The 23,545-nt window shown below is 69.5% G+C and carries 22 protein-coding genes and 1 tRNA gene; 8 read left to right on the top strand and 15 right to left on the bottom strand.

The features are described from left to right. Window positions 1-124: 124 nt before the first annotated feature. The 7 genes from BLR46_RS00400 to nrfH all read right to left on the bottom strand — a co-directional run bounded on the left by BLR46_RS00400 (window position 125) and on the right by nrfH (window position 5,869). Window positions 125-207, bottom strand: a tRNA-Leu gene (locus BLR46_RS00400). 97 nt (window positions 208-304) lie between these two features. Continuing rightward, window positions 305-913, bottom strand: a complete 609-nt coding sequence (locus BLR46_RS00405; protein WP_093247854.1) for a TlpA family protein disulfide reductase — start codon at window positions 911-913, stop codon at window positions 305-307. After that, a complete protein-coding gene (gene ccsA, locus BLR46_RS00410) occupies window positions 900-1,811 on the bottom strand; it encodes a cytochrome c biogenesis protein CcsA (RefSeq protein ID WP_093247856.1) in 912 nt (303 codons plus the stop codon). Before ccsA ends, BLR46_RS00405 begins: the two co-directional genes overlap by 14 nt. A gap of 11 nt (window positions 1,812-1,822) precedes the next feature. After that, window positions 1,823-3,274, bottom strand: coding sequence for a cytochrome c biogenesis ResB family protein (locus tag BLR46_RS00415; RefSeq protein ID WP_176761595.1), 1,452 nt, complete (start codon window positions 3,272-3,274; stop codon window positions 1,823-1,825). 2 nt (window positions 3,275-3,276) lie between these two features. Further along, window positions 3,277-3,912, bottom strand: a complete 636-nt coding sequence (locus BLR46_RS14960; protein ID WP_176761596.1) for a tetratricopeptide repeat protein — start codon at window positions 3,910-3,912, stop codon at window positions 3,277-3,279. Then, a complete protein-coding gene (locus tag BLR46_RS00420; protein ID WP_093247860.1) occupies window positions 3,912-5,366 on the bottom strand; it encodes an ammonia-forming cytochrome c nitrite reductase subunit c552 in 1,455 nt (484 codons plus the stop codon). Before BLR46_RS00420 ends, BLR46_RS14960 begins: the two co-directional genes overlap by 1 nt. Before the next feature lie 5 nt (window positions 5,367-5,371). After that, entirely contained in the window at window positions 5,372-5,869 is a 498-nt protein-coding gene (nrfH, locus tag BLR46_RS00425) for a cytochrome c nitrite reductase small subunit (protein ID WP_093247862.1), read from the bottom strand. Window positions 5,870-6,033: 164 nt separating this feature from the next. Here nrfH and BLR46_RS00430 point away from each other — a divergent pair, with 164 nt between their 5' ends. Next, a complete protein-coding gene (locus tag BLR46_RS00430; RefSeq protein WP_093247864.1) occupies window positions 6,034-6,624 on the top strand; it encodes a histidine phosphatase family protein in 591 nt (196 codons plus the stop codon). Window positions 6,625-6,678: 54 nt separating this feature from the next. Here the strand turns inward: BLR46_RS00430 and iolG are convergent, their stop codons facing one another. Further along, window positions 6,679-7,662 (bottom strand): inositol 2-dehydrogenase, encoded by a 984-nt coding sequence (gene iolG, locus BLR46_RS00435; RefSeq protein ID WP_093247866.1) that lies wholly within the window; start codon window positions 7,660-7,662, stop codon window positions 6,679-6,681. Window positions 7,663-7,845: 183 nt separating this feature from the next. Here iolG and BLR46_RS00440 point away from each other — a divergent pair, with 183 nt between their 5' ends. Beyond that, the gene (locus BLR46_RS00440) at window positions 7,846-8,709 is read left to right on the top strand and encodes a sugar phosphate isomerase/epimerase family protein (RefSeq protein ID WP_093247869.1); all 864 of its coding nucleotides are present in this window, start codon (window positions 7,846-7,848) and stop codon (window positions 8,707-8,709) included. A gap of 309 nt (window positions 8,710-9,018) precedes the next feature. Here BLR46_RS00440 and BLR46_RS00445 read toward each other — a convergent pair whose 3' ends face one another. The 4 genes from BLR46_RS00445 to iolC are packed head-to-tail and all read right to left on the bottom strand — an operon-like array spanning window position 9,019 to window position 14,302. Beyond that, window positions 9,019-10,530, bottom strand: a complete 1,512-nt coding sequence (locus BLR46_RS00445) for a CoA-acylating methylmalonate-semialdehyde dehydrogenase (RefSeq protein WP_093247871.1) — start codon at window positions 10,528-10,530, stop codon at window positions 9,019-9,021. 27 nt (window positions 10,531-10,557) lie between these two features. Further along, complete coding sequence (gene iolD, locus BLR46_RS00450; RefSeq protein ID WP_093247873.1) at window positions 10,558-12,441, bottom strand: 3D-(3,5/4)-trihydroxycyclohexane-1,2-dione acylhydrolase (decyclizing); 1,884 nt, start codon at window positions 12,439-12,441, stop codon at window positions 10,558-10,560. After that, window positions 12,442-13,308 carry a 5-deoxy-glucuronate isomerase gene (gene iolB / locus BLR46_RS00455; RefSeq protein ID WP_093247875.1) on the bottom strand — a complete coding sequence of 289 codons (867 nt, stop codon included), beginning with the start codon at window positions 13,306-13,308 and terminating at the stop codon, window positions 12,442-12,444. Further along, window positions 13,301-14,302 (bottom strand): 5-dehydro-2-deoxygluconokinase, encoded by a 1,002-nt coding sequence (iolC, locus tag BLR46_RS00460; protein WP_093247877.1) that lies wholly within the window; start codon window positions 14,300-14,302, stop codon window positions 13,301-13,303. Before iolC ends, iolB begins: the two co-directional genes overlap by 8 nt. 135 nt (window positions 14,303-14,437) lie before the next feature. Between iolC and BLR46_RS00465 the strand changes: the two genes are divergently transcribed. From BLR46_RS00465 to BLR46_RS00490, 6 genes are all read left to right on the top strand, one after another. Further along, a complete protein-coding gene (locus tag BLR46_RS00465) occupies window positions 14,438-15,184 on the top strand; it encodes a GntR family transcriptional regulator (protein ID WP_093247879.1) in 747 nt (248 codons plus the stop codon). A gap of 78 nt (window positions 15,185-15,262) precedes the next feature. After that, the gene (locus BLR46_RS00470; protein ID WP_093247881.1) at window positions 15,263-16,342 is read left to right on the top strand and encodes a transaldolase family protein; all 1,080 of its coding nucleotides are present in this window, start codon (window positions 15,263-15,265) and stop codon (window positions 16,340-16,342) included. 141 nt (window positions 16,343-16,483) lie between these two features. Continuing rightward, the gene (locus BLR46_RS00475; RefSeq protein WP_093247883.1) at window positions 16,484-16,927 is read left to right on the top strand and encodes a hypothetical protein; all 444 of its coding nucleotides are present in this window, start codon (window positions 16,484-16,486) and stop codon (window positions 16,925-16,927) included. An 18-nt stretch (window positions 16,928-16,945) separates the two neighbouring features. Further along, window positions 16,946-18,352, top strand: a complete 1,407-nt coding sequence (locus tag BLR46_RS00480; protein ID WP_093247885.1) for an alpha-amylase — start codon at window positions 16,946-16,948, stop codon at window positions 18,350-18,352. Beyond that, window positions 18,349-19,245: a dihydropteroate synthase gene (gene folP, locus BLR46_RS00485; protein ID WP_093247887.1), complete on the top strand. Its 897-nt coding sequence runs from the start codon at window positions 18,349-18,351 to the stop codon at window positions 19,243-19,245. Before BLR46_RS00480 ends, folP begins: the two co-directional genes overlap by 4 nt. A 65-nt stretch (window positions 19,246-19,310) precedes the next feature. Further along, window positions 19,311-20,498 carry a TIGR04053 family radical SAM/SPASM domain-containing protein gene (locus BLR46_RS00490; protein ID WP_093247889.1) on the top strand — a complete coding sequence of 396 codons (1,188 nt, stop codon included), beginning with the start codon at window positions 19,311-19,313 and terminating at the stop codon, window positions 20,496-20,498. Here the strand turns inward: BLR46_RS00490 and hemQ are convergent, their stop codons facing one another. Genes hemQ through BLR46_RS00505 form a run of 3 tightly spaced genes read right to left on the bottom strand, consistent with a single transcriptional unit; the run spans window position 20,499 to window position 23,540 of the window. Next, window positions 20,499-21,227, bottom strand: a complete 729-nt coding sequence (hemQ, locus tag BLR46_RS15170) for a hydrogen peroxide-dependent heme synthase (RefSeq protein ID WP_093247891.1) — start codon at window positions 21,225-21,227, stop codon at window positions 20,499-20,501. After that, entirely contained in the window at window positions 21,208-22,284 is a 1,077-nt protein-coding gene (locus tag BLR46_RS15175; protein WP_093247893.1) for a ferrochelatase, read from the bottom strand. Before BLR46_RS15175 ends, hemQ begins: the two co-directional genes overlap by 20 nt. Further along, entirely contained in the window at window positions 22,281-23,540 is a 1,260-nt protein-coding gene (locus BLR46_RS00505; protein ID WP_093247895.1) for a glutamyl-tRNA reductase, read from the bottom strand. Before BLR46_RS00505 ends, BLR46_RS15175 begins: the two co-directional genes overlap by 4 nt. Window positions 23,541-23,545: the final 5 nt, after the last annotated feature.

Below are 23,545 nucleotides of genomic sequence, written 5' to 3' on the forward strand. Positions count from 1 at the left end.
GCCCATTTCGTGCCCACAACAGTACCTTCGGTGGCAGGCTGTGGCATAGGGTGTCGTAGCTCCGGAACGACGAAACCCCTAGTCAGACCGGCATTTCTGCTGGTCAACCAGGGGTTCCGATTTGTGCGCGAGAGAGGAGTTGAACCTCCACGCCCTTGCGGGCACCGGCACCTGAAGCCGGCGCGTCTGCCATTCCGCCACTCGCGCATCCCGTCCAGATCGCGGCTCGCGCCGCTCACTGTCCGACGCCAAACACTAGCACAGCCGATCGGAGCCCTGGAAATCGGAGGCTGGCGGGTGACTGCTACGTCGCAGGGCCCACCAGGCGATCAAGATGGGTCTCGATCTGGCTCTCGCTCAGAGCACCCACAGCCACGTCGCGGACCACGCCCCGGGCATCCACGAAGTAGTGGGCCGGGATCGCCCGGACACCGTACGCCGCGGATATCTCGGCCGCCGGATCGGGCACCTGCGTGAACGTCAGGCCGACGCGCCGGGCGTAGTCGCCCGCCACCTGCTGGTCCTCGCTCAGGTAGACGGCGACGACGTGGACGTCGTCGCGCTCGAGGTGGGCCTGCTGCACGTCGGGCGCCTCGACGCGACACTGCGCGCACCAGGAGGCCATGAACAACACCCAGACCGGTTTCCCCCGCAGCGCAGCGAGGGATCGGGCGCCGCCGTCGAGGTCGACGGCGGTGAAGCCGGGGGCCGGGTCCCCCACCCTCGGTGGCGCGAGCGCTCCAGCGACCTCCACCTGCGACGACCCGTCCGCCTCCGCCTGCGCACCGACCCACCAGTTGCCGACGAGGATCGCGAGCGCGGTGATTACGGCGACCGCCGCGACCGCAGGCCAGTTTCCGGTGGCCGGTGCCCCACCGCCGAACCGGGCCTCGGGACGCTCACGCGTACGCATGCATTCCCCCGAAGAACAGGTTGCCGAAGTAGGTGAACAGGATCGCCGCGAACCCGAGCACGAGCAGCCACGCCGAGCGGGTGCCGGTCCAGCCACGCGTCACGCGCGCATGCAGGTAGCCCCCGTAGACGAGCCACGTCACGAGCGCGGCCGTCTCCTTCGGGTCCCAGCTCCAGTAGCGGCCCCAGGCGATGTTCGCCCAGATGGCGCCGAGCACGATCATGATGGTCAGCAGCGGGAAGGTGGCGACGACCGAGGCGTAGCCGATCTCGTCGAGCTTCTCCTGCTTCGGCCACCCGCGCCAGCCCACCCTCGGCGCCAGCAGGTACATCGCGGCGGCCCCGAAGCCGACGGCTGCAGCCCCGTACGCCAGCGCGGCGGTGAACACGTGGAGGGTCAGCAGTGGGCTGTTCTGGAGCGCCGGGACGAGCGGCGCGGCCTCGTAGGAGAGCGTCGTGGCGTAGACGAGCATCCCGAGGATCACCGGCAGCACCGCCAGCGCGAGCGTCCGCACCTGGTACCGCCACTCCACCAGCACATGCGCGAGGATCATCCCCCAAGCGAACGACACCGCGAACTCGTAGTGATTCGCGAAGGGCGCGTGGCCCGTCGACATCGCGCGCACCACCAACGAGGCGGTGAGCGCCAGCAGCGAGACCCTCGCGAGCGTCGACGCGAACCAGACCAGGTCACGGCGGGATTGGGGCCGTGCGAGGCCGGGCACAGACTGGGAGGCGGTGCCCCGCGACGCCCCCTCCGCCCCAACGGCGATAGCGGCCGTCACGCGTGCCGCGGCCGGGGTACGTCGCACGAGGAGGAAGGCCGCCACGTACCCGACGAAGGAGAACGTGATGAGCACCGTGGTGGCGATGAGCAACAGCTGCGCGGTCTCGAGCATGGGGGCCTTCCTCAGTCTGCCGGTCGGCGGAGCGCCGATGCGATGGATGTGGAGAGTTCGTGGAAGTTGCGGCTGCGGATGGAGTCGGGCCGATCCGTGGTGGCGATCTGTACGCAGGAGCCGGTGGGCGTCGGCGTCACGCGGACCCACTGCCGGCGGTGCCGGAGGCCCAGCGTCACGGTCACGCCGACCACCAGCAGTGTGCAACCCAGCCACACCACCCAGGACCCGGGATCCCGCTTCACGATGAGGCTCGTGTACTTCTGCTCGCGCAGGAAGGAGACACTGAGATCACCCACCGACGCGGCAGCGCCCGCGTCGACCGTCGCGACGCCGAGCGGCTCGCGCGACGCGACCGGGTACACCTCGAACCGGACCTGACCCGCGCTGAGACCGGGCGTCGTGCTGCCAGAGGCGTTGCTGATGACGAAGAGCTCGAGGCCGAGTTCGTGGAACACCTCGACGCCGTACTGGAGGCGCTGGTCGGGGGTGCGCCACGCCAGCGGCACGCCCCCGTCCAGGAGCACGTCACCGTCGGGGCCCGTCACCCGCACGACCGCGGCGACGCCGAAGGACGCCTGGTGGAAGTAGACGCCGTCGATGATGAGTGGCTCGTTGACGCGCACGTCCTGGCGGGCGACCTCGTCCCCGTCCCGGCGGAGGATCAGGTCGGTGACGTAGTCGATGGGGGTTCCCGTGGCCTCGTCGTAGGCGTCGGCGAACGATGCCGCCTCAGCGGTGAGCCCCGTCCCATTGCCCACCTCACGGGGAATCCCGACGGTGAGGTCGAAATTGTCGACGCGGAAGCCGGCGACCGCGCTCACGAGGAACCCGGCCATGATCACCACGTAGCCGGTGTGCGAGACGGCCGTGCCCAGCGGCGCCCAGTGGAACCGGTCGGAATAGATCGTCGTCCCATCGGCGTCGCGGATGACGCGGTAGCGGCGTCGCGCTATCACCGCGGCGACTTCATCCACAGTCCTGTCGACGTCCAGGGGCGAGTCGTGTTGTGCGTGGAGCTTCGTGTGCTCGAAGAACCTGGCGCTCACGCTCGTGCGCGGACGGAAGCCCTGCCGGTACACCGTGGGGAGGCGGTGGGTGGTGCAGGCCACGATGGACAAGGCCAACAAGGCGGAGACCGTGAGGAACAGCGGCGAGGAGAAGATGTGGAACACGCCGATGGCGTGGGCGATGTCGGTCCAGCCGCCGAACACGGGACGCACCTCGTCGAGCCACGCCGCGCTGGCGGCAGGGTCGAGACGGACCGAAGCCGGCATCTGCCGCGCGAGGGCGCCGACGAGCGCGAGCAGCCCGGTGGCGAGGATCAGGAACAGGCCGACCTTCTTGTTGTGCAGGAACGCGTAGGCCCTGCGGAACACCGACCTCCCCGAGACGCGGATCGGCGCGTTGAACCCGTCGACGGGTTCGACGGGTTCGACGGCGGACGGCGAGGGCTTCAGCACGGTCAGCCTCCCTCGACCGGGAGTGCGTCGATGTGGGACCGCGCTGTCGCGGCCAGTTCGGAGTCGGGCGCGACAGAGATGAGCGTCACCCACATCTCCTTGGCCTTCTCGTTCTGCGCCGGCTCCATGCCCAAGTAGGCGAAGCCGAGGTTGAAGTACGGTTCCGGTTGGCCGGGGTGCGCCTGGACCGCCCGGAGCCACGTGGCCTCCGCCGCCTCCACGTCGCCCATGTTGAACTGGATGACTCCGAGCGCGAGGAGCGCGTCGAGGTCCGTGGGCGCCTGCTCGAGGACGCGCTGGTGGTAGTCGGCGGACTCGTTCCAGAGGCCGGCGTCGTTGTAGAGCCTGGCGAGCTCACGCTTCGCTGAGAGGTCGTCCGGGTCCTCCGCGAGGGCGGCTTCCAGGACGGCGACGCGCTCCTCGTCGAGGCCGGAGAAACCGGCGGCGGCCACCGGCGCGTCCCCCTGTGGGGCCGGGCCCGCGGAGGGAGCGTCCGGTTGGCCCCACTGCTGCACGAGGAGCACGATCGCCGCAGCCAGGGCCGCAACGAGCACCTTGTTGATGCCGCGAGCCGTGGAATTGACCTCGGGTCGGGACCCCGCGGCGGTCGCCGCACCCCGCGCTGCGCGGCGCGCCATCAGTTCTGCCCGCTCGCCGAGACGGGTCCCACGTCGATGCCCCTCAGCGCGAGTTGGCCCTTGCGCGCGTAGTCGGTCGCCTGGTTGAGGGTGGCGATCTGGTACGCCGGCGCGTGGAAGCCGTGCGAGTTCTCGGAGACGTTCATGTCGACGAGGAACGACGCCCACCGCTGGAAGTCCCGCGCCTTCGTCAGGTCCTCCGGCGACGCCGAGCCCTGGTTCGCCTCGATGTCCTTGATCAGGGCGTCGAGCGCGTCGAAGGCGATGTCGACCGACCCTTGCCAGCGCTCCTGGATCGTGTCGACCCTCTGGCTCATCTCCTCCGCCGTCGAGTGGTGGCAGGTGAGGCACGTGCCGTTGATGGATGCCTCGTCGCGCATGGGACTCGCGATCTGGTGGTCGGTGATCTTCGCCGCGCCCTCACGCTTGTAGGGCATGTGGCAGTCGGCACAGGTGACGCCGTTGTCCGCATGGATGCCCTGGGACCACGTCTCGAAATCGGGGTGCTGCGCCTTGATCACGTTGGACCCGGTGAGTGTGTGCTCGAAGTCGGTCCACCCGATCTCGTCGTAGAACTGGATCGCGTCCTCGGCGGTGAAGCCGTACGTCCATGGGAACGTCAGCGTCTTCTCCTCGCCCCTGAAGTAGTACTCGACGTGGCACTGCGCGCAGGCGTACGAGCGCATCTCCTGCCTGGTGGCGTCGGTGTTGACGTCGTAGCCCTTGATGCCCTCGACGTTCTCCTTGTAACGGGCGATGCCCTCGATGAACGCCGGGCGGGTGATGCGGAGTTCCATCGTCTCCGGTGCGTGGCAGTCGATGCACGCGATCGGACCGCCTGCGTGCTCCACCGCTTCGTTGTACGGCAGCTTGTTCATCTCCGCCCAGCCCGCCTCACGGTCCCCGTCGCCCAGCGAGTCAAGGATCTGCGGCAGCGACGCGTGGCAGTTCAGGCAGGCACCCGGCTGCTTGAACTGCGTCATGCGCCGGGTCAGCTGCTGGTCCTCAAGCATGTACTCGTGCCCGCGCGGCATCCGGTAGTCCTCGGAGAACGCGTACCCCTGCCACATGGTCACCAGCCGGGCGTCGTTCTCCAGCTTGCTGACGGCGACGCGGGTGCGCGGGTCGTCGTCGGTGGCCTCGCGTGCGATGGTCCTCGTCTCATCCATCTCCGACGTCGCGAGGTGGCCCTCGTACTGGCGCGGGAAGTTCTGCCCCCACACGGCAGGGTCGTAGGTGGTGTCGTCGACCTCGACCACCTGGGTGAACGGCGCGAGCGCCTCCTGCTTGTGCTCGAAGATGGTGGTCAGCAGCCAGGTCAGACCCGCCGCTCCGATCGCGACCGCGATCAGCACCACGACGGGCACCCAGCGCGCGCGGGGCCCGACCCACATGCGCCTCTGTCCGCCATGGGGCGGAGGGGAGGGTTCGGGGTCCGGTGCGTGCTCCATCATTGTTCTCACCTCTTGTGGCCGACGCCGTCATGGCAGCGAATGCAGGAGAGGGTCTCGCCCTGGTAGGCGGACCCGTGGACGATGGGGTCGACCATCGTTTGGTGGCAGTAGAGGCAGGCCGCCTCCGTCACGTCGCGGTTGTGCGGCCGGATCACGATGTTCTCCGGGTAGTTCTGCAGGGTGAACTTCAGGGAGTGCATGAAGCCGTTCTCGGCCTTGTTGACGTACTTGCTGACGAGGTTGTCGTGCGGGGCGTGGCAGTCGTTGCACGTGGCGACGTCCCGGTGCGAACCGGTCAGCCACCCGTCGTACTGCTCCTGCATCGCGTGGCAACTGGCACAGGTCTCCGGTTCGTTCCCGAAGTAACTCGTGATGCCGGCGTAGTAGAAGGTGAAGGTGGCGACCCCGATGATGACCCCGATGAGCGCGGCGAGGGCGATGCCCATCCAACCGGTGAAGGCGTGTGTGAAGTCGTGCCACAACCGCGTGATCAGTCGACGCATGTCCCTCACCTCACTGTCGAACGCCGCCCATCGTTGCACTACGCCTAGTAGTAGTTACGTGTCATGAGCCTATGCGAAAGCTGTTTGTGTCGGGTGGGTTTACGCGAAAACCGAGCGTGTGACCGGCGCGGGAGTGGCGCTCGGCGCCCCGGTAGGGTGGCGGCATGCGCCTGTTCCTCATCCGCCACGGCCAGACCGATTCGAACGTGAACCATCTGCTCGACACCGCGCATCCGGGGGCTCCGCTCAACGCGACGGGCCACCGGCAGGCCGAGGAACTGGCAAGAACGCTGGCCGACGAGCCCATCCAGGCGGTCTATGCGTCGACCCTCACTCGTGCCCAGGAGACGGCGGCACCCCTGGCGGCTGCGCTCGGGCTGGAGGTGGAGGTCCTCGACGGGATCCACGAGATCTCCGCGGGCGCCGAGGAGATGAACGCCGACTGGAGCGTCTACGTCGGCGTGCTCGAGAGCTGGTCCCCCTCCAACCTCGACGTTGGTATCGACGGCGGCGAGACCGCGCGGGAGTTCATCACCCGCTACGGGGAGGCAGTGCAGAAGGTGGAGCAGGCGGGCCACGACGTCGCCGCGCTCGTCAGCCACGGCGCCGCCCTGCGCGTGTTCGCCCTCACCGTGGCACCACACCTTCCGCGCGCCTCGACCCCGGAGCTGAAGAACACCGAGTGGATCACGCTGGAGGGGTCCTCCGACGACGGATGGCGCGTCGTGCAGTGGGGGCCGAACACCTTCGGCTGAAGGCAACGACGAGGGGGCGCCGCGCAAATGCGCGGCGCCCCCTCGTCGGCCGGTTCAGAGGGTGACGGTGCGGCGCTCCTGCGCGCTCACCGTCGCGGCCTCGGCGATCTCCAGCGCCTTGACGCCGTCGATCACGTTCGGGACCACGGGGCCGTCGGCCTTGACCGCGTCGATGAACGCGCTCAGCTCGATGCGGTAGGCGTCGACGTAGCGGTCGAGGAAGAAGTCGAGGATCTCGGGACGGGCCTCGGTGGCCTTCGCCGTCGACTTGCGGACCTGCGTGGCGGTGAGGTTGTCGGCCGACAGGGCGCCCTCGGAGCCGAAGGCCTCCATGCGCTGGTCGTAGCCGTAGACGCAGGTGCGGGAGTTCACGACGGTGGCGACCCGCCCGTCGGCGCTGCGCAGCATTACCACGGCCTGGTCGAAGTCGCCGGCCTCCTTGATCGCGTCGATGGTGTTGGTGCCGAACGCGGAGACCTCGACGATGTCGCCGAGGAAGTGGCGGACCATGTCGAAGTCGTGGATCGTCATGTCACGGAAGACGCCGCCGGAGCCCGCGACGTACTGCGCGGGCGGGGCCGCGGGGTCGCGCGAGAAGAGGGTGAACTGCTGCAGGTCGCCGATCTCCCCGTCCGCGACGCGACGGTGGATGTCGGCGAACGTCGGGTCGAAGCGGCGGTTGAAGCCCATCATGACCCGCTCGGCCTCGGCGCCGAGCTCCTCCTGGCACCGGCGGGCCTCGTCGAGGTCGAGGGCGACGGGCTTCTCGCACAGGACGCGCTTGCCGGCCTTGACGGAGCCGAGGATCTGCTCGACGTGCATCTGGGTCGGGGAACCGATGATCACCGCGTCGACGTCGGAGGCGTAGACGTCGTTCACGTCCAGCGTGTACGCGACGCCGTAGGCCTCGGCGAGCTTCTTCGCGTTCTCCTCGAACGGGTCGCAGATCAACGCGAGCTCCGCGTCCGGGTGCCCGGCAACTGCCCTGGCGTGCACCTGGCCGATGCGGCCCGCTCCGATGACGGCGAAACGAATCATGACTTGTCCTCCGGGGTCGGGACGCTCCAGCGCGCCCATCTATGTCAGCACAAAGAAGCATAATGGATGCCGGCTCGAAGCACACCACCGGGACTCGGAAATTCAACCGGGGTCCGCTTCGTGTCGCAGCCTTTGATAGGACATAATGAGTCGCACGTGCCACACCACAAAGGAGTAGGTCTTATGAAGATCGCCGGTGCCCCCATCAGCTGGGGTGTTTGCGAGGTACCGAACTGGGGCTACCAGATGTCCCCCGATCGCGTCCTGCAGGAGATGAAGGAAATCGGCCTCACCGCCACCGAGTTCGGCCCCCAGGGCTGGCTGCCCACCGAACCCACCGCCCGCGCGGAGGCCGTGAGCAAGTTCGGGCTCAAGCCCGTCGGCTCCTTCTTCCTCGCCGTGATGCACGACCCCGAGGTCGACCCGATCCCCGCGGTCGAGGACGAACTGAAGGCGTTCGAGGTCGCCGGGGGTGAGTTCCTCGTCCTGGCCGCCGACTCCGGCCGTGACGGCTACGACGACCGCCCCGAGCTCGACGAGCAGGGCTGGGACACGCTGTTCGCCAACCTCAGCCGCATCACCGAGGTCGCCGCCGCCAAGGGCGTCACCGCAGTCCTCCACCCCCACTGGGGCACCATGGTGCAGAACGTCGACGAGGTCGAGCGCGTCCTCGACAACTCAACCGTCGGTCTCTGCCTCGACACCGGCCACCTGACCGCCGGCGGCGCCGACGTCGTCGCGCTCGTCAAGAAGTACGCCGACCGCGTCGGCATCGTCCACGCCAAGGACGTCCGCAAGGACCTCGCCGAGAAGCTGCTCCCCGGCGAACTGAACTGGTCCGAGGCCATCAAGTCCGGCGTCTTCACCCCCATCGGTGAGGGCGACATCGACTTCCCCACCATCGTGAAGCTCCTCGACGAGGCCGGCTTCGACGGCTACTGGGTGCTCGAGCAGGACATCATGCTCGACGAGGAGCCCCCCGCCGACGGCGGCCCGGTCTCCAACGCCGAGAAGTCCTTCAAGGCCCTCCAGGCACTGGCCAACTGACCACTGAGACCGACGAAGGCCGCCGCGACGTTGTGTCGCGGCGGCCTTTTCTCGCATCCGGGGCTGGGTTTACCTGTCTGCGTTCGATTTACCTGCCGGACCCGGCAGGTTTTCCGAAATCTGGCGGGTGCCTCGGTTTACCTGCCCGATCCGGCAGGTGAACCGAGGCCAAGTCCAACTCCGGTGATTTCGACCGGCGCTCGCTGCGCTCGCTGGCTCAATCATCATGGGTCAGCAACCGGCGCTCGCTGGCTCAATCATCATGGGTCAGCAACCGGCGCTCGCTGGCTCAATCAACCGGGCCGGAGATCAGCGGTGGGCCGAGGCCACGAAGTCGAGACCGACGTGCTCGTCGCTCTTGCCGGCCCAGCGGGTGGTGATGACCTTCTGGCGGGTGTAGAAGTTCACACCCTCCTGGCCGTGCATCTTGATGTCGCCGAACAGGGAGCTCTTCCAGCCGCCGAAGGAGTAGTAGCCGACGGGGACGGGGATCGGGACGTTGATGCCGACCATGCCGGTCTCCACGTCCAGCTCGAAGCGGCGGGCGTAGTCACCGGACTCGGTGAAGATCGCGGAGCCGTTGCCGAACTCGCTGGAGTTGACGATCTTGATCGCCTCCTCGTAGCTGTCCGCGCGCACGATCGTGAGTACCGGGCCGAAGACCTCCTCGCAGTACAGCTTGGTCTCGAGCGGCACGTTGTCGACGATGGTCGGGCCCAACCAGTTGCCGCCGGAGAGCGACTCGTCGGCGGGCTTGAAGTCGCGGCCGTCGAGGACGACCCGCGCCCCGTTCTTCTCCGCGTCAGTGACCCAGTCGATGATGCGGGCCTTCGACTTGGCGGAGATGACCGGGCCGAGCTCGGACTCCGCGTTCTCGCCGGGACCGACGACCAGCTTCTCGGCCAGCGCCTTGACCTTCTCGATGAGCGCGTCGCCGGCCGAGCCGACGGCGACGACCACCGGCAGCGCCATGCAGCGCTGGCCCGCGGCGCCGAACGCGCCGGAGACGATGTGCTTGGCGGCGAAGTCGAGGTTCGCGTCGGGCATCACGATGGCGTGGTTGTTCGCGCCGCCGAGCGCCTGGTAGCGCTTGCCGGTGCGTGCCGAGGTCTCCGCGACGATCTTCGCCACCGGCGTGGAGCCGACGAAGGAGATTGCGTCGATGCCGTCGCTCTCCAGGAGCGTGGTGACGACCTGCTTGTCGCCGGTCACGACCTGGAAGACGCCGTCGGGCAGGCCGGCCTCCTGGTACATCTTCGCGACGGTGAGGGACACCGTCGGCACGGGGGTGGCGGGCTTGAGGACGACCGCGTTGCCGGTGGCGATGGCCATCGGGTGCATCCACATCGGCACCATCATCGGGAAGTTGAACGGGCAGATCGCGCCCACGACGCCGACCGGCTGCCGGATGGTGTGGATGTCGACGCCGGTGGACACCTCGGAGGAGTACTCCCCCTTCAGCGCGTTGTGGATGCCGCACGCGAACTCGACGATCTCGAGGCCGCGGGCGATCTCGCCCAGCGCGTCGCCGCGGGTCTTGCCGCCCTCGCGGACGATGATCTCGGCGAGCTCCTCCTGGCGCTCGACGAGCAGGTTGCGGAAGTTGAAGAGCACGCGGGTGCGGCGGGCGAGCGACAGGGCCGCCCACCCCTTCTGGGCCTCGCGGGCGCCCTGGATGGCACGCTCGACGAGCTCGACGCTGGCTTCGGCGACGCCGCCGATGATCTCGCCCGTGGTGGGGCTGTCGATGTCGAGGACCTGGACGCCCTCCTCGGCGACCTCCTCGCCGTTGATCCAGTGCTTCATGGTCAGTCCGGTCATGGTTGTTGTCTCCTTTGGTGGGGTTGATCAGAAGAAGCGACGCTGGGCCTTGATGGCCTCCACGTACTCCTCGTAGGCCTGCTGGGTGGACTCGAGGCGCGACACCTGCGAGACGGGCACGTCCCACCAGCTGGTGCCGGGAGGGTTGGGCCCGTAGAGGTCGGTCTCGATGTGGATCATGGTGGTCCGGGGCGACGCCACGGCCTTCGCGTAGGCGTCCTTGAAGTCGGCGATCGACGACACCTCGATGACGTCGATGCCCCACGAGCGGGCGTTGGCGGCGAGGTCGACGGGGAGCACCTCGTCGGTGGCGTTGCCCTCGTCGTCGTACATCCGGTACTTCGTGCCGAAGCGCTGCGAACCGCGCGACTCCGAGAGGGAGCCGATCGAGGCGTAGCCGTAGTTCTGCAGCAGGACGAAGATCACCTTCTCGCGCTGCTGCACGATCGTGGCGAGTTCCATGGGCAGCATCTGGTAGGTGCCGTCGCCGACGATCGCCACCACCTCCGAGTCGGGCAGCGCCATCTTCACGCCGAGGGCGGCGGGAATCTCGTAGCCCATCGTCGAGAACGCGTACTCGACGTGGTACTGCACCGGGGTGCGTGCCCGCCACAGCGCCTGCAGGTCGCCGGGCATGGAGCCGGCGGCGTTGATCAGCACGTCCTCGTCGCCCATGAGTTCGTTGAGCGCGCCGAACACCTCGGTCTGCGCCGGCAGCGGCCCGTGGCCGCGGTGGTAGCACTCGTCGGTGGCGCGCTGCCAGGCCTCCACCTCGTCGGCGGTCTTCTGGAGCCACGCGTCGTCGACGCGGTACCCCTCGAGGGCCTCAGTCAGCGCGACGAGCGTCTCCCGCGCGTCGCCGACGACCATCTCGGCCCCCTGCTTGGCAGCGTCGAACGCGCCGACGTTGATGTTGATGAACTTCACGTCCGCGTTCTTGAACTGCGTCTGCGACGCGGTGGTGAAGTCGGAGTAGCGGGTGCCGATGCCGATCACGAGATCCGCCTCGACGGCCAGCGCGTTGGCCGAGCCGGAGCCGGTGGACCCCACGCCGCCGACCGCCTGCGGGTGGTCCCAGTTGATGGCGCCCTTGCCGGCCTGCGTGTCGGCCACCGGGATGCCGGTGGCGGCAGCGAAGGCGCGCAACTCGTCGGAGGCCTCGGAGTAGATCGTCCCGCCGCCGGAGATGATGAGCGGCTTCTTCGCGGCGCGGATCGCGTCGACGGCGCGGCCCAGGGCGGCGACGTCGGGGCGCGGCCGGGCGACGTGCCAGACCTTCTTCGCGAAGAACTCGACCGGCCAGTCGTAGGCCTCGGCCTGCACGTCCTCGGGGAGGCAGATCGTGGCGGCGCCGGTGTCGGCCGGGTCGGTGAGGACCCGCATGGCGCGCGGCAGCGAGACCATCAGCTGCTCGGGCCGGTTCACCCGGTCCCAGAACTTCGACACCGGCCGGAACGCGTCGTTGACCGAGACGTCGGGATTGCCGAAGTCCTCCAGCTGCTGCAGCACGGGGTCCGGCGCGCGGTTGGCGAAGATGTCCGAGGGGAACAGCAGGACGGGCACCCGGTTCGTCGTCGCGAGCGCAGCGCCGGTCACCATGTTGAGCGCGCCGGGGCCGATGGACGAGGTGACCGCCAGCGTCTGCAGCCGGTTCGTCGCCTTCGCGAACGCCGCGGCGACGTGCACCATGCCCTGCTCGTTGCGGCCGTGGTAGAAGTCCATGCGGTCCTCGCCCTCGGCGGGGTCCACGTGGTTCTGCAGCAGCGCCTGGCCGAGGCCCGCGACGTTGCCGTGGCCGAAGATGGCGAACATGCCGGGGATGAAGCGCCGCTCGACGCCGTCACGCTCGGTGTACTGCTGCGACAGGTAGCGGACCACCGCCTGGCCGACGGTCAGTCGGATAGTGGACATTCACTGCTCCTTGGTGTTGAAGGGAAGACGGGGGTCGACGTCGAGGGTGTCCCAGGTGCCACGCAGCCAGCCGTAGCAGGGGTCGTCAACGGCAAGCCAGGTGGAGTCACCGGGGCCGGCCATCACGTTGAGGTAGTACAGGTCGTAGCCGGGTGCGGCGACGCAGGGGCCGTGCCAGCCGTGCGGAACCAGCGCGGTGTCGCCGCTGCCTACCCGGACCGCCACGTCGATTGGCCGCTCGGCGGTGCCGTAGGTGGAGTGGAACGCCATGCCGGGGCCGTGCTCGTCGCCGCGGACCTCGAAATAGTAGATCTCCTCGAGTTCGCGCTCGGTCTCCGAGTCCTCGTCGTGTTTGTGGGGCGGGTAGCTGGACCAGTTGCCGCCGGGCGTCAGCACCTCGCACACCAGCAGTCGCGAGGTCTTCAGCTCGTTGCCGATCGCGTAGTTGACCACCTGGCGGCTCATGCTGCCGGCGCCGCGGATGCCGGTGAGCACCTCGTCGGCGGGACAGTACCGCGGGGCGAGCCGCTCGGCGGCGACGGCGTAGGGCAGCGCGAAGCGGCCGGCCCTCGTCGCGGTCAGGGTGACCTCGACCCCGCTGGGGGCGTAGGAGTAGTCGGTGACCTCGCCCCAGATCGAGCTGCGCCCTGCGAGCTCGTGGCGCTCGCCAGCGACGTCGATGGTGCACCCGCCCTCGAGCGGCAGCACGAGGTACTCGTGGACCCCGGTCTCGAAGGTGTGGCGCTCACCCTCGGCGAGCTCGACGACGGCCAGGCCGGAGTAGCGCCAGCCCGCCTTCTCGGGGCTCACGTCGACGGCGAGGGCGTCGTGCGCCGTCTCGCCGGCGCGAAGTACCAACTCAGTCATTGCTCTCCTCGTATCGCTTCGATCTTTCAACATCCACGGGGTTGCGGCGGAGCATTCCGCGCAGTTCCGGCTCGGTGGGCATCGCCGTCGAGCACTCGAGTCGTGAGGCGACGAGCGCACCCGCGGCCGAGGCGGCCGCCAGCGTGTCCTCGAGGTCCCAGCCCTCGACGAACCCGTGGCACAGCGCTCCCCCGAAGGCGTCGCCGGCACCCAGTCCGTTGAGCACCTCGACCCTGGTGGCAGGGACGCGCACCACCTCGTCGCGCGTCATCGCGAGGGCGCCGCGCGGGCCGTCCTTGACGATCGCGAGCTCGACGCCGAAGTCCAGCAGCTTGCGGGCGGCCGCCTCGGGGTCCTGCTCGCCGACGGCGATCGCGCACTCCTTGACGTTGCCGACCGCGACGGTGACGAGCGGCAGCGCGGCCTGCATCAGCTCCCGTGCGTCGCCGGGGTTCTTCCAGAAGACGTCGCGGTAGTCGAGGTCGAGGACCGTGAACGGGCGGCGGTCGCGGATCTCGAGCGCGCGCAGGTGCGTGGTGCGGCTCGGCTCGGCGGAGAACCCGGTGCCCGTCACCCAGAACACCTTCGCCTCGCGGATGACGTCGACGGGGAGGTCGTCCTCGGTGAGCAGCATGTCGGGCGCGACGGGCCGGCGGTAGAAGTAGAGCGGGAAGTTGTCCGGCGGGAAGATCTCGCAGAACGTGACCGGGGTGTTGTGGCCCTCGACCACCTTCACGTAGTCGTCGAAGACGCCGAGCCGCGAGAGCTCGCGGCGGCAGAAGCGGCCGAAGGGGTCCCTGCCGACGCCGGTGACGATGGCCGCGGCGCTGCCGAGCCTCGCGGCGGCGACGGCGACGTTGGCGGAGCTACCGCCCAGGAATTTTCCGAACGCGTCGACGTCCTGCAGGCCGATTCCGGTCTGCAGGGGGTAGATGTCGACGCCGATGCGGCCCATCGTGAGCACATCGAGCGCTTTGGCGCTGAACAGTCCCATGTCACCCGCTTCGTTGAGGTCTGCTGTGCCCATCCTAAAGGACCGGGATCAAATGTCAAGACAAAGTCTGGATTGGCGCCGCTTTGTCGATATGGCCTTACAATTGCTCCAACTTCAGAGTGGAAGGTCCACATCATGTCCAAGGAACAGTTCGCGCTCGACATCGTCGTCGACCGCAAGAGCCCGATCCCCTTGCACGCCCAGATCGCGGGACCGCTCGCGCAGCTGATCGAGTCCGGCAAGCTGCCGCCCGGCACCCGGCTCGAGGACGAGGTCTCCATGGCGAACCGGCTCCAGGTCTCCCGCCCCACCGCGCGGAAGGCCCTGGAGACCCTGGCCAACCGCGGGCTGATCGTCCGACGACGCGGCGCCGGCACCGAGGTCACGCCGCGCCAGGTCCACCGACCGATGGCGCTGACCAGCCTCCACGAGGACCTGATGAAGGCCGGCCACACCCCGCGCACCAGCGTGCTGGAATGGAGTGAGGAGCCCGCCACCCCGGCCATCGCCACCGCACTCGGACTGGCCGAGGGCAGCACCGTCGTGCACCTCCGCCGCCTGCGGATGATCGAGCACCGCCCCTTGGCGATCCTCACCAACTACCTCCCCCCGGAGATCGCGCCGAGCCGCGAGGAGTTGAGCCGCAAGGGCTTCTACGAACTCCTCAAGGAGCGCGGCGTCGAGATCGCGATCGGCGTGCAGCAGATCGGCGCCCGGCTGGCCACCGCCGAGGAGGCGCGCCTGCTGAACGAGCCCCCCGGCGCCGCTCTCCTCACCATGCAGCGCACCGCCTACGACACCGCACACAAGGCGGTCGAGTTCGGCATGCACGTCTACCGCGCCAGCCAGTACACGTACAGCCAGACGGTCTTCGCCAACTGACTTTGTCTTGACAAAGTCTGTCGGAGGGCGTTGAATGATTCCTACCTGCTCAAGGTTGAGTGACTACAGGAGGAATCAATGAGCGACGAGCACATCCCGGGTCCGCTCTGGGACGCGGCACAGGAGTTTCCGCAGACTGCCCAGTGGAATGACTCGGCAGACATGGTCGAGTTGCGACAGTCGATCGCAATGGGCGGTGTCGGTGCGACGTGCAACCCCGTCATTGCGTTCACCACCATCAGCAAGCACACCGACGTCTGGGTGCCGCGCATCCGCGAGATCGCCGAGAAGAACCCCACCTGGGGCGAGAGCGAGATCGGCTGGCAGGCCATCAAGGACATGTCCGTGGAGGCCGCCGAGCTGCTGCTGCCCGCCTTCGAGAAGTACCAGGGCCTCAACGGCCGACTGTCGGTCCAGACCGACCCCCGCCTCCACCGCAGCGCCGAGAAGCTCGTCGAGCAGGCGGTCGAGTTCTCCGAGCTCGCCCCCAACATCATCGTGAAGATCCCCGCCACCAAGGTGGGCATCGAGGCGATCGAGGAGGCGACGTACCGCGGCGTCTGCATCAACGTCACCGTCTCCTTCACCGTCGCCCAGGCCGTCGCCGCCGCGGAGGTCATCGAGCGCGGGCTCGACCGCCGCAAGGCCGAGGGCCTCCCCGTCGAGGGCATGGGCCCCGTCGTCACGATCATGGCCGGCCGCCTCGACGACTGGCTGAAGAGCGTCGTCGAGCGCGACCAGTTGTTCGTCGACCCCGGGCACCTCGAGTGGGCGGGCATCGCCGCGTCCAAGCGCGCCTACCAGATCTTCAAGGAGCGCGGCTTCACCGCACGCCTGCTCATCGCCGCGTACCGCAATGTGCTGCAGTGGAGCGAGTTCATCGGTGGTGAGCTGGTGCTCTCCCCGCCGTTCAAGTGGGCCAAGCGCGTCCAGGACTCCGGCTACAAGGCCGTGTCCCGCATCGACGAACCGGTCGACCCGAAGGTCATGGAGACGCTGCTCAGCATCCCGGAGTTCGTCCGCGCCTACGAGCCCGACGGCCTCACCCCCGAGGAGTTCGACACCTTCGGGGCCACCCGCAAGACCCTGCGCCAGTTCCTCGGCGCCGACGCGGACCTCGACGCCCTCGTGCGCGAGATCCTCATCCCTGCCCCGTAAGGACCGGCCCTTCGAGACGCCACTCCGTCGACTCGGCCACCTCCGGTGGGAGGCTTTGCACCAAGTTCGGTGCAAGGTCTCCCACCGGAGGCGTCTCTGGGCCTCCACCGGGTGCAACCGCGGGCGTTTACGATGGGTGGCATGCCTAGCCCCGTCACCATCATCAAGGCCGCGACGAGCGTCCTCGCCGCCAGCGCCGCCCTGCTGACCGCGCTGCGTGAGAACCCGCAGCTGTCGGAGGGCGCCAAGTCCGCCGTCGGCAAGATCCGCAAGGCGCTGACATCGAAGAACCCGAAGGTGCGGTTCGAGGCGAAGCTCACGGCGATCGAGGCGTGCGCTGACGCCGTCGAGGCGCAGTACCCCGCCGCCCCCGAGGTGACCGCCTGGAGGCAGATGGCGTCGACCCTGCGGGTTCGCGGCGACCTCGCCTGGCATGCGAAGCAGGGCAAGGAGCGCAAGGCGGCGCTCGCCGAGCTGAACGACGAGACCACGACGCTGTTGGCGCAGATCAACGCACGGCTGGCGGAGCTCACGCCGGGCGCGATCCCGGAGGCGGCGCGCGAGGCGGTCGAGGAAGCCGACTGACCCTGCCAGAATGGGGCCATGCCTCGCCTGATCGCCCCGGTCCTCACCGCAACGCTGCTGGCCGTGACCGCCTGCACCAGCGCGCCCGAGGAGCCGCTCGCACCTGAGCCGCAGCCCAGCGTCGGCGTGCAGCTCTTCCAGTACAACTGGGACTCCGTCGCGCGCGAGTGCGCAGAGGTGCTCGGGCCCAACCACTTCGACTTCGTGCTCCTCTCCCCCGCCCAGGAGCACATCGAGGGCGAGCAGTGGTGGACCTCGTACCAGCCGGTGAGCTACCAGCTCGAGTCCAAGCTCGGCACCCGGGAACAGTTCAGGAACATGGTGGAGACCTGCCACGACAGCGGCATCAAGGTGGTCGCCGACGCGGTGATCAACCACATGGCAGGGATCGACGGCGGCGTCGGGGTGGCGGGCACCGAGTTCTCCCACTACGAGTACCCCGGCCTCTACGGCCCCGATGACTTCCACCACTGTGGCCTGACACCGAACGACGACATCGCCAACTACCGCGACCAGGCCCAGGTGCAGACCTGCGAGCTCTCCAACCTCGCCGACCTCGACACCGCCGCACCCGGCGTGCAGGAGACGATCGCCGGCTACCTGAACGACCTCGTCTCGCTCGGCGTCGACGGGTTCCGCATCGACGCGGCGAAGCACATGGCGAGCGAGGACGTCGCGGCCATCGTCGAACGGATCGACGGTGACCCCATGATCATCTCCGAGGTGATCCGCGGCGGCGGTGAGCCGATCCAGCCGGAGGACTACCTCGACATCGGCTCCGTGTTCGCCTTCGGCTGGGCGCGCGACTTCGCCGGCATCGTCCAGGGCGGTTCCCTGCGCCTCGCGCCCGAGTTGCGCGACGGGCAGGTCCCCTCCGAGAAGGCGTACACCTTCGTCACCAACCACGACACCGAGCGCGGCGAGCAGACCCTTAACCCCACCGACGGGCCGACGTTCCAGCTGGCGAGCCTGCTCATGCTGGCCGTCGACTACGGCACCCCCGTCCTCTACAGCGGCTACGCGTTCTCCGACCGGGACGCCGGCGCCCCGCAGACCGACGGCCGCGTGGACGACGCCGTCTGCGCCACCTCCGACGAGCCCGCCGACGGCGAGTTCCGCTGCCTCGACGCGCAGCAGGCGGCCATGGCGGCGTGGCGGGCACAGGTGGGCGACGCGCCCGTCGCCAACCAGCTCGCCGACGGCCGGCTCCTCGCCTTCGATCGCGGCGCTCTCGGGCTGGCGGCGTTCAACGCGGACAAGTCGGAGGAAGCGACGGTGGAGCTCACCACCGGCCTCCCGGACGGGAGCTACTGCGACGTCCTGAGCGACGACTGCAGCATCGAGGTAGCCGACGGCCGGGTCAGCGTGACGGTGCCCCCGATGGGCGCGGTGGCGCTCCACGTCGGCGCCATGGGGCAGGGATGACCGCCGTGCCCGTGGCGTCCGCGCCGCTCGTCCTCGGCGGCCGCACCTTCGACGCCCGCCGCCCCGCCGTGATGGGGATCATCAACCGCACCCCGGACTCGTTCTTCTCCGCGGCCCGGTTCGCCAGCCTCGACGCCGCACTCGCCCGCGCCCGGGAGATGGTGACGGAGGGCATCGACCTCATCGACGTGGGCGGCGTCCGGGCCGGCCAGGAGGGCGGTTGGGTGGACGAGGCCGAGGAGATCGACCGGGTCCGGCCGCTGCTGCGCGCCCTCCGCGACGAGCTGCCCGGCGTCGTGATCTCCCTCGACACGTGGCGGGCCGAGGTGGCCGAGGCCTGCGCGGGCCTCGTCGACCTCGTCAACGACACCTGGGCGGGCGCCGACCCCGCCCTGGTCGACGTGGCCGCCCGCCTCGGTGCGGGCTACGTGGTCTCGCACACCGGCGGCCTGCCGCCCCGCACCGACCCCGTCGGCATCGACTACGGGGCGGGCGACGACGCGGTGGTCGGGGACGTCCTGCGGGTGCTGGCCGACGGGGCCGCGCGCGCGTTGGCCGCGGGCGTCCGGCCCGACGGGGTGCTCGTCGACCCCACCCTGGACTTCGGGAAGCGCACCATCGACTCGCTGGCGCTCGTGCGGGCCACGGACCGGATCGTCGCGCTCGGCCACCCGGTCCTGCAGGCCATCAGCCGCAAGGACTTCGTCGGCGAGGCGCTGGACCTCCCGGTGGACGACCGGTTGGAGGGCACCCTCGCGGCCACCGCGATCGCCGCCTGGCAGGGCGCGACGGTGTTCCGCGCCCACGACGTGCGCGCCACCCGCCGCGTGCTCGACATGGTGGCCAGCATCCGCGGCGACCGTCCCCCGGCACGCTCGGAACGTGGCCGCTGACGGGTGGCCCGCCGCTAAGCGACCGCGGTGAAAGCCCTTCGTTGCCCGGTGATTAGGGTCGTCCCATGGCCCCGCACCCCGGCACCCACCCGCACCACGACGCCCGCAGGGGGGTGGTGCGAACCCTTCACCACGACGCGGCCGAGCGTCCGCACGTCGTCGTCTGGGAGGTCACCCGGGCCTGCCAACTCGCCTGCCGGCACTGCCGCGCCGACGCCTTCACGCGGCCGGATCCACGGCAGCTGACCACCGACGAGGGCAAGCGCCTCCTCGACGACCTCGCGGCCTACGGCACGCCGCGCCCCATCGTCGTGCTCTCGGGCGGCGACGCCTTCGAGCGGCCCGACCTGGAGGAGCTGATCGAGTACGGGAGCAGCGTCGGGCTGTCGATGGCGCTGTCGCCGTCGGTCACTCCCCTGCTCACCGACGCGCGGCTCGCCAGCGTGCGCGCCGCCGGCATCAAGGCCTTCTCGCTCTCGCTCGACGGCGCCACCGCCGAGACGCACGACTCGTTCCGCGGCATCGACGGCACCTACGCGGCGACGATGGAGGCGGCGGAACTCGTTGTGAAGCACGGCTTCCGGTTCCAGGTGAACACGACGATCTGCCGCAACAACGTCGAGGAGCTCCCGCGCCTGCTGGCCAACACCATGGCCATGGGCGCGCACATGTGGTACGTCCTCTTCCTGGTCCCCATGGGCCGCGGGTCGAACCTCGAGCCGCTCGACGGCGAGGAGATGGAGGACGTCCTGCACTGGCTGCACGACGTGTCCGACCGCATCGCGATCAAGGTCACCGAGGCCCCCAACTATCGCCGCGTCGCGATCCAGCGCGACGATGCACGCGCGGCCGGACGGCCCCTGCCGGAGCGCGGCGAGCTGCACGCGTGGCTGACCGCCGAGACCGAACGGCTGCTGGGCGGCATCGTCGAGCGGCGTCCGCCGCGGCCACCGATCGGCGTGAACTCGGGTCGCGGGTTCGCGTTCGTGGACCACGTGGGCGACGTGTACCCGTCGGGGTTCCTGCCCTACCGGTGCGGCTCCGTGACGGAGCGCTCATTCCGTGAGGTCTACGACGAGGCGCCACTCATGCGGGCGCTCCGCGACCCCTCCTGCTACACCGGCAAGTGCGGGGTGTGCGAGTTCAACTGGATCTGCGGCGGGTCGAGGGCGCGCGCCCACGCGATGCTGGGCGACCCGTTGGCCTCGGACCCGACGTGCGTGCACCAGCCGGCCGCGCTCGCGGCCGACTGATCAGCCGCGGGGCTGCGCGTCGATCCAGTCGGCGAGCTCGACCCGGGGGCCGGTGAAGAACGGGGTCTCCTCGCGCACGTGCAGGCGCGCCTCGACGCCGCGCTGGTGGCGCATCGCGTCGGTGAGCCGGTGGAGCTCGTCGGCCTCGAAGGCGAGGATCCACTCATAGTCGCCGAGGGCGAACGCCGACAGGGTGGAGGCCACCACGTCGGGGTACTCCCGGCCGGCCTCCCCGTGCTCGCGGAGCATCTTCGAGCGGTGCTCGTTGTCGAGGTAGTACCAGTCGTAGCTGCGGTTGAACGGGTAGACCGTCAGCCACGGCCGCGGCGCGAAGCCGGCGAAGCAGCTGGGCACGTGGGCGCGGTTGAACTCTGCGGGGCGGTGCACGGCCACGACGGACCACACCGGCTCCAGCACCGAGCCGAGCGCGCTCCGCCGGATCGCGTGGTAGGCGGCCTGGAGCTTGCGCGGATCGTCGGAGAGCGTCCAGAACATCAGGTCCGCGTCGGCACGGAAGCCGCCGATGTCGTAGCTGCCGCGAAGCGTCACGCCGGTGCCCTCGATCGCGGTGAGGACGTCGGAGGCGAGGGCCTCCGACGGCACCTCGGTGGTCTCCGCCAGCGGTGCGGCGGTGGCGAACACCGAGTACATCGCGTAGAGCGACTGCTGGTTCAGCGCCTGCAGGTCGACGTTCTGCTCGTCGCGCTCGTCACGGCCTGGGTGCTGCATGGTGTGCTCCTGTATTCGTCTGGTTGGGGTTGCGCACCAGGCAGCAGTTGCCGGTGGCGTACTTGCAGATGGAGTTGCGCTCCCGCTCGCCGCGCTCCGCCTCGGCCCACTCGACGAGCCGGTCGACGAGGAGGGAGACGAATACGGGGTCGGTGTCGACGGTGGCCGCCCGCTCGTAGGGCAGGCCCAGTTCCTTCGCGGTCTGCGCCGCCTCGGTGTCGAGGTCATAGAGGACCTCCATGTGGTCGGAGATGAACCCGATCGGGGCCGCGACGACCGCGTCGACCTCGTCCTTGATCTCCTCCATCCGGTCGTTGATGTCGGGCTCGAGCCACGGGACGTGCGGGGAACCGGAACGGGAGCAGTAGGTGAGCTCCCACGTGAGCAACTCGCCGAGCTCCTCGCCGGCCAGGTCGGCCACCGCGCGCGCCACCTTGAGGTGCTGCGCGTCGTAGCGGTTCTCGGGCTCGCCGGTGGACGAGTGGTCGTTCATCGCCGTGGGGATGGAGTGCGTCACGAACAGCACGCGGACCTTGGCGTCACCGCCGACCCGCTCCCGCAGCGCCCGCACCGCGGCGATGAGGCTGTTGGCGTTCGCGCGCGAGAACTCCGGCGCGTCCCAGTACGGGTCGATCTTGTCGATGCGGATGTCCTTGCCGGACGCGGCCCCCTCGAGGTCCTGGCAGTACTGCGCGCAGCTCGAGTAGGACTGGTAGGCCGACGTCGCCAGCGCGAGCACCTTGTGGTGCCCGTCCGCGATCAGCTGGTCGACGGTGTCGGCGAAGTACGGCTCCCAGTTGCGGTTGCCGAACACGACCGGCACGTCGATCCCGCGGCGGTCCAGCTCGGCGCGGATGCGGTCGATGAGCGCGAGGTTGAGTTCGTTGATGGGCGACTTGCCGCCGAAGAGCATGTAGTGCTCCGAGACCTCCATGAGGCGCTCGTCGGGCACCCCGCGGCCGCGCGTGGCGTTGCGCATGAACGGCAGCACGTCGTCGGGTCCGTTGGGACCACCGAACGACGAGAAGAGGATCGCGGAGTACGGGGCGAGGGTCACGAGGCCTCCTGACGGCTGGCGGGGGTGAGGTCGTCGACGCTGGCGAGCGTGACGGGGCAACGTCCGGTGTCGATCCGGTCCGGGTCGGGGTCGATGGCGATCCCGTACAGCTCGTGCATGGCGAGCAGGTACTCGTCGGTCCGGCCGGACTCGGCCGCCTCGCGAGCCCGCGCGGACGGCACGTGCAGCATGCGCGTGGCGAGCCGCCGTAGCGCGTAGGCGGCGTCCTCGTGGGTGAGCGGGCGGTTGGGCAGCCGGTCCACCTCGTCGGCGACGAGCGCCATCACCGTCTCGCGGAGGCGGGTGACGGCGGGGTCGACGACCCGGGCGCGCAGCCGCGCGGACGTCTTGGCCACGCCGGCGTCGACGAGCGCGAGGGCCCGCGAGGTGTCGCCGTGGAACTCCTCCTCGACGGCGCCCTGGATGGTCTCGAGGTCGATGACGCGCACGCCGTCCATCTGCTCGACGGAGCGGTCGACGTCGCGCACCAGCGAGAGGTCGAGGAACCGCATGCCGGGGTGGACGTGCTGCGGGAAGATCAGCGGGCCGAGGCCTCGGCAGGTGACGACGAGGTCCGAGGCGCGCATGGCCGCGACGAGGTCGTCGGCGCACTCCAGCTCGTGGCTGGCGGCGAACTCGTCGGCCCGGCCGCTGGCGGAGTGGACCGCGATGGAGGTGACCCCCCGGGCGCGGAGCGCGGCGACGACGGCGCCCGCGTAGGAACCGGTGCCGACGACGAGCGCGCGGGTGCCGGGCCAGTCGGAGATGCCGGCGAGCGACAGGCCCTTGCTCACGACGGAGCGGCCGGTGGCCTCGATGTTGGTGTCGTTCGCCACGCGGCGGGAGGTCTTGAGCGCCTCCTCCACCGCGATCGAGAGGGTGAGCGACGCGTGGCCCGCCTCCTGCGCGTCGGCGAGGGCGCGGCGCAGCTGGCCGGTGATCTCCCGCTCCCCCACCACCATGGAGTTCAGCCCGCAGGCGACCCGGAAGAGGTGGTGGACGGCGGCCTCGCCGAGGTAGAGGTCCCACAGCGGCGGCTCGGTCAGGTCCTCGCCGAGCGCGGCGGTGAGCGAGGCGACGTCGGCGTCGCCGTCGACCATCACCTCGACGCGGTTGCACGTCGACAGGACCAGGGCGCCCTCGACGCCCGGGTGGGACGTCAGGCGCTCCTCGAGACCCTCGGTGAAGCAGCTGATCCGCTCGACCTCCGACAGCCCTTGTCGGTCATGCTGGATGGAGAAGACACGCATAGTCATGGCCC

Origin of the sequence: Tessaracoccus oleiagri (assembly GCF_900103275.1) — a bacterium.
Taxonomy (GTDB): Bacteria; Actinomycetota; Actinomycetes; order Propionibacteriales; family Propionibacteriaceae; genus Arachnia; species Arachnia oleiagri.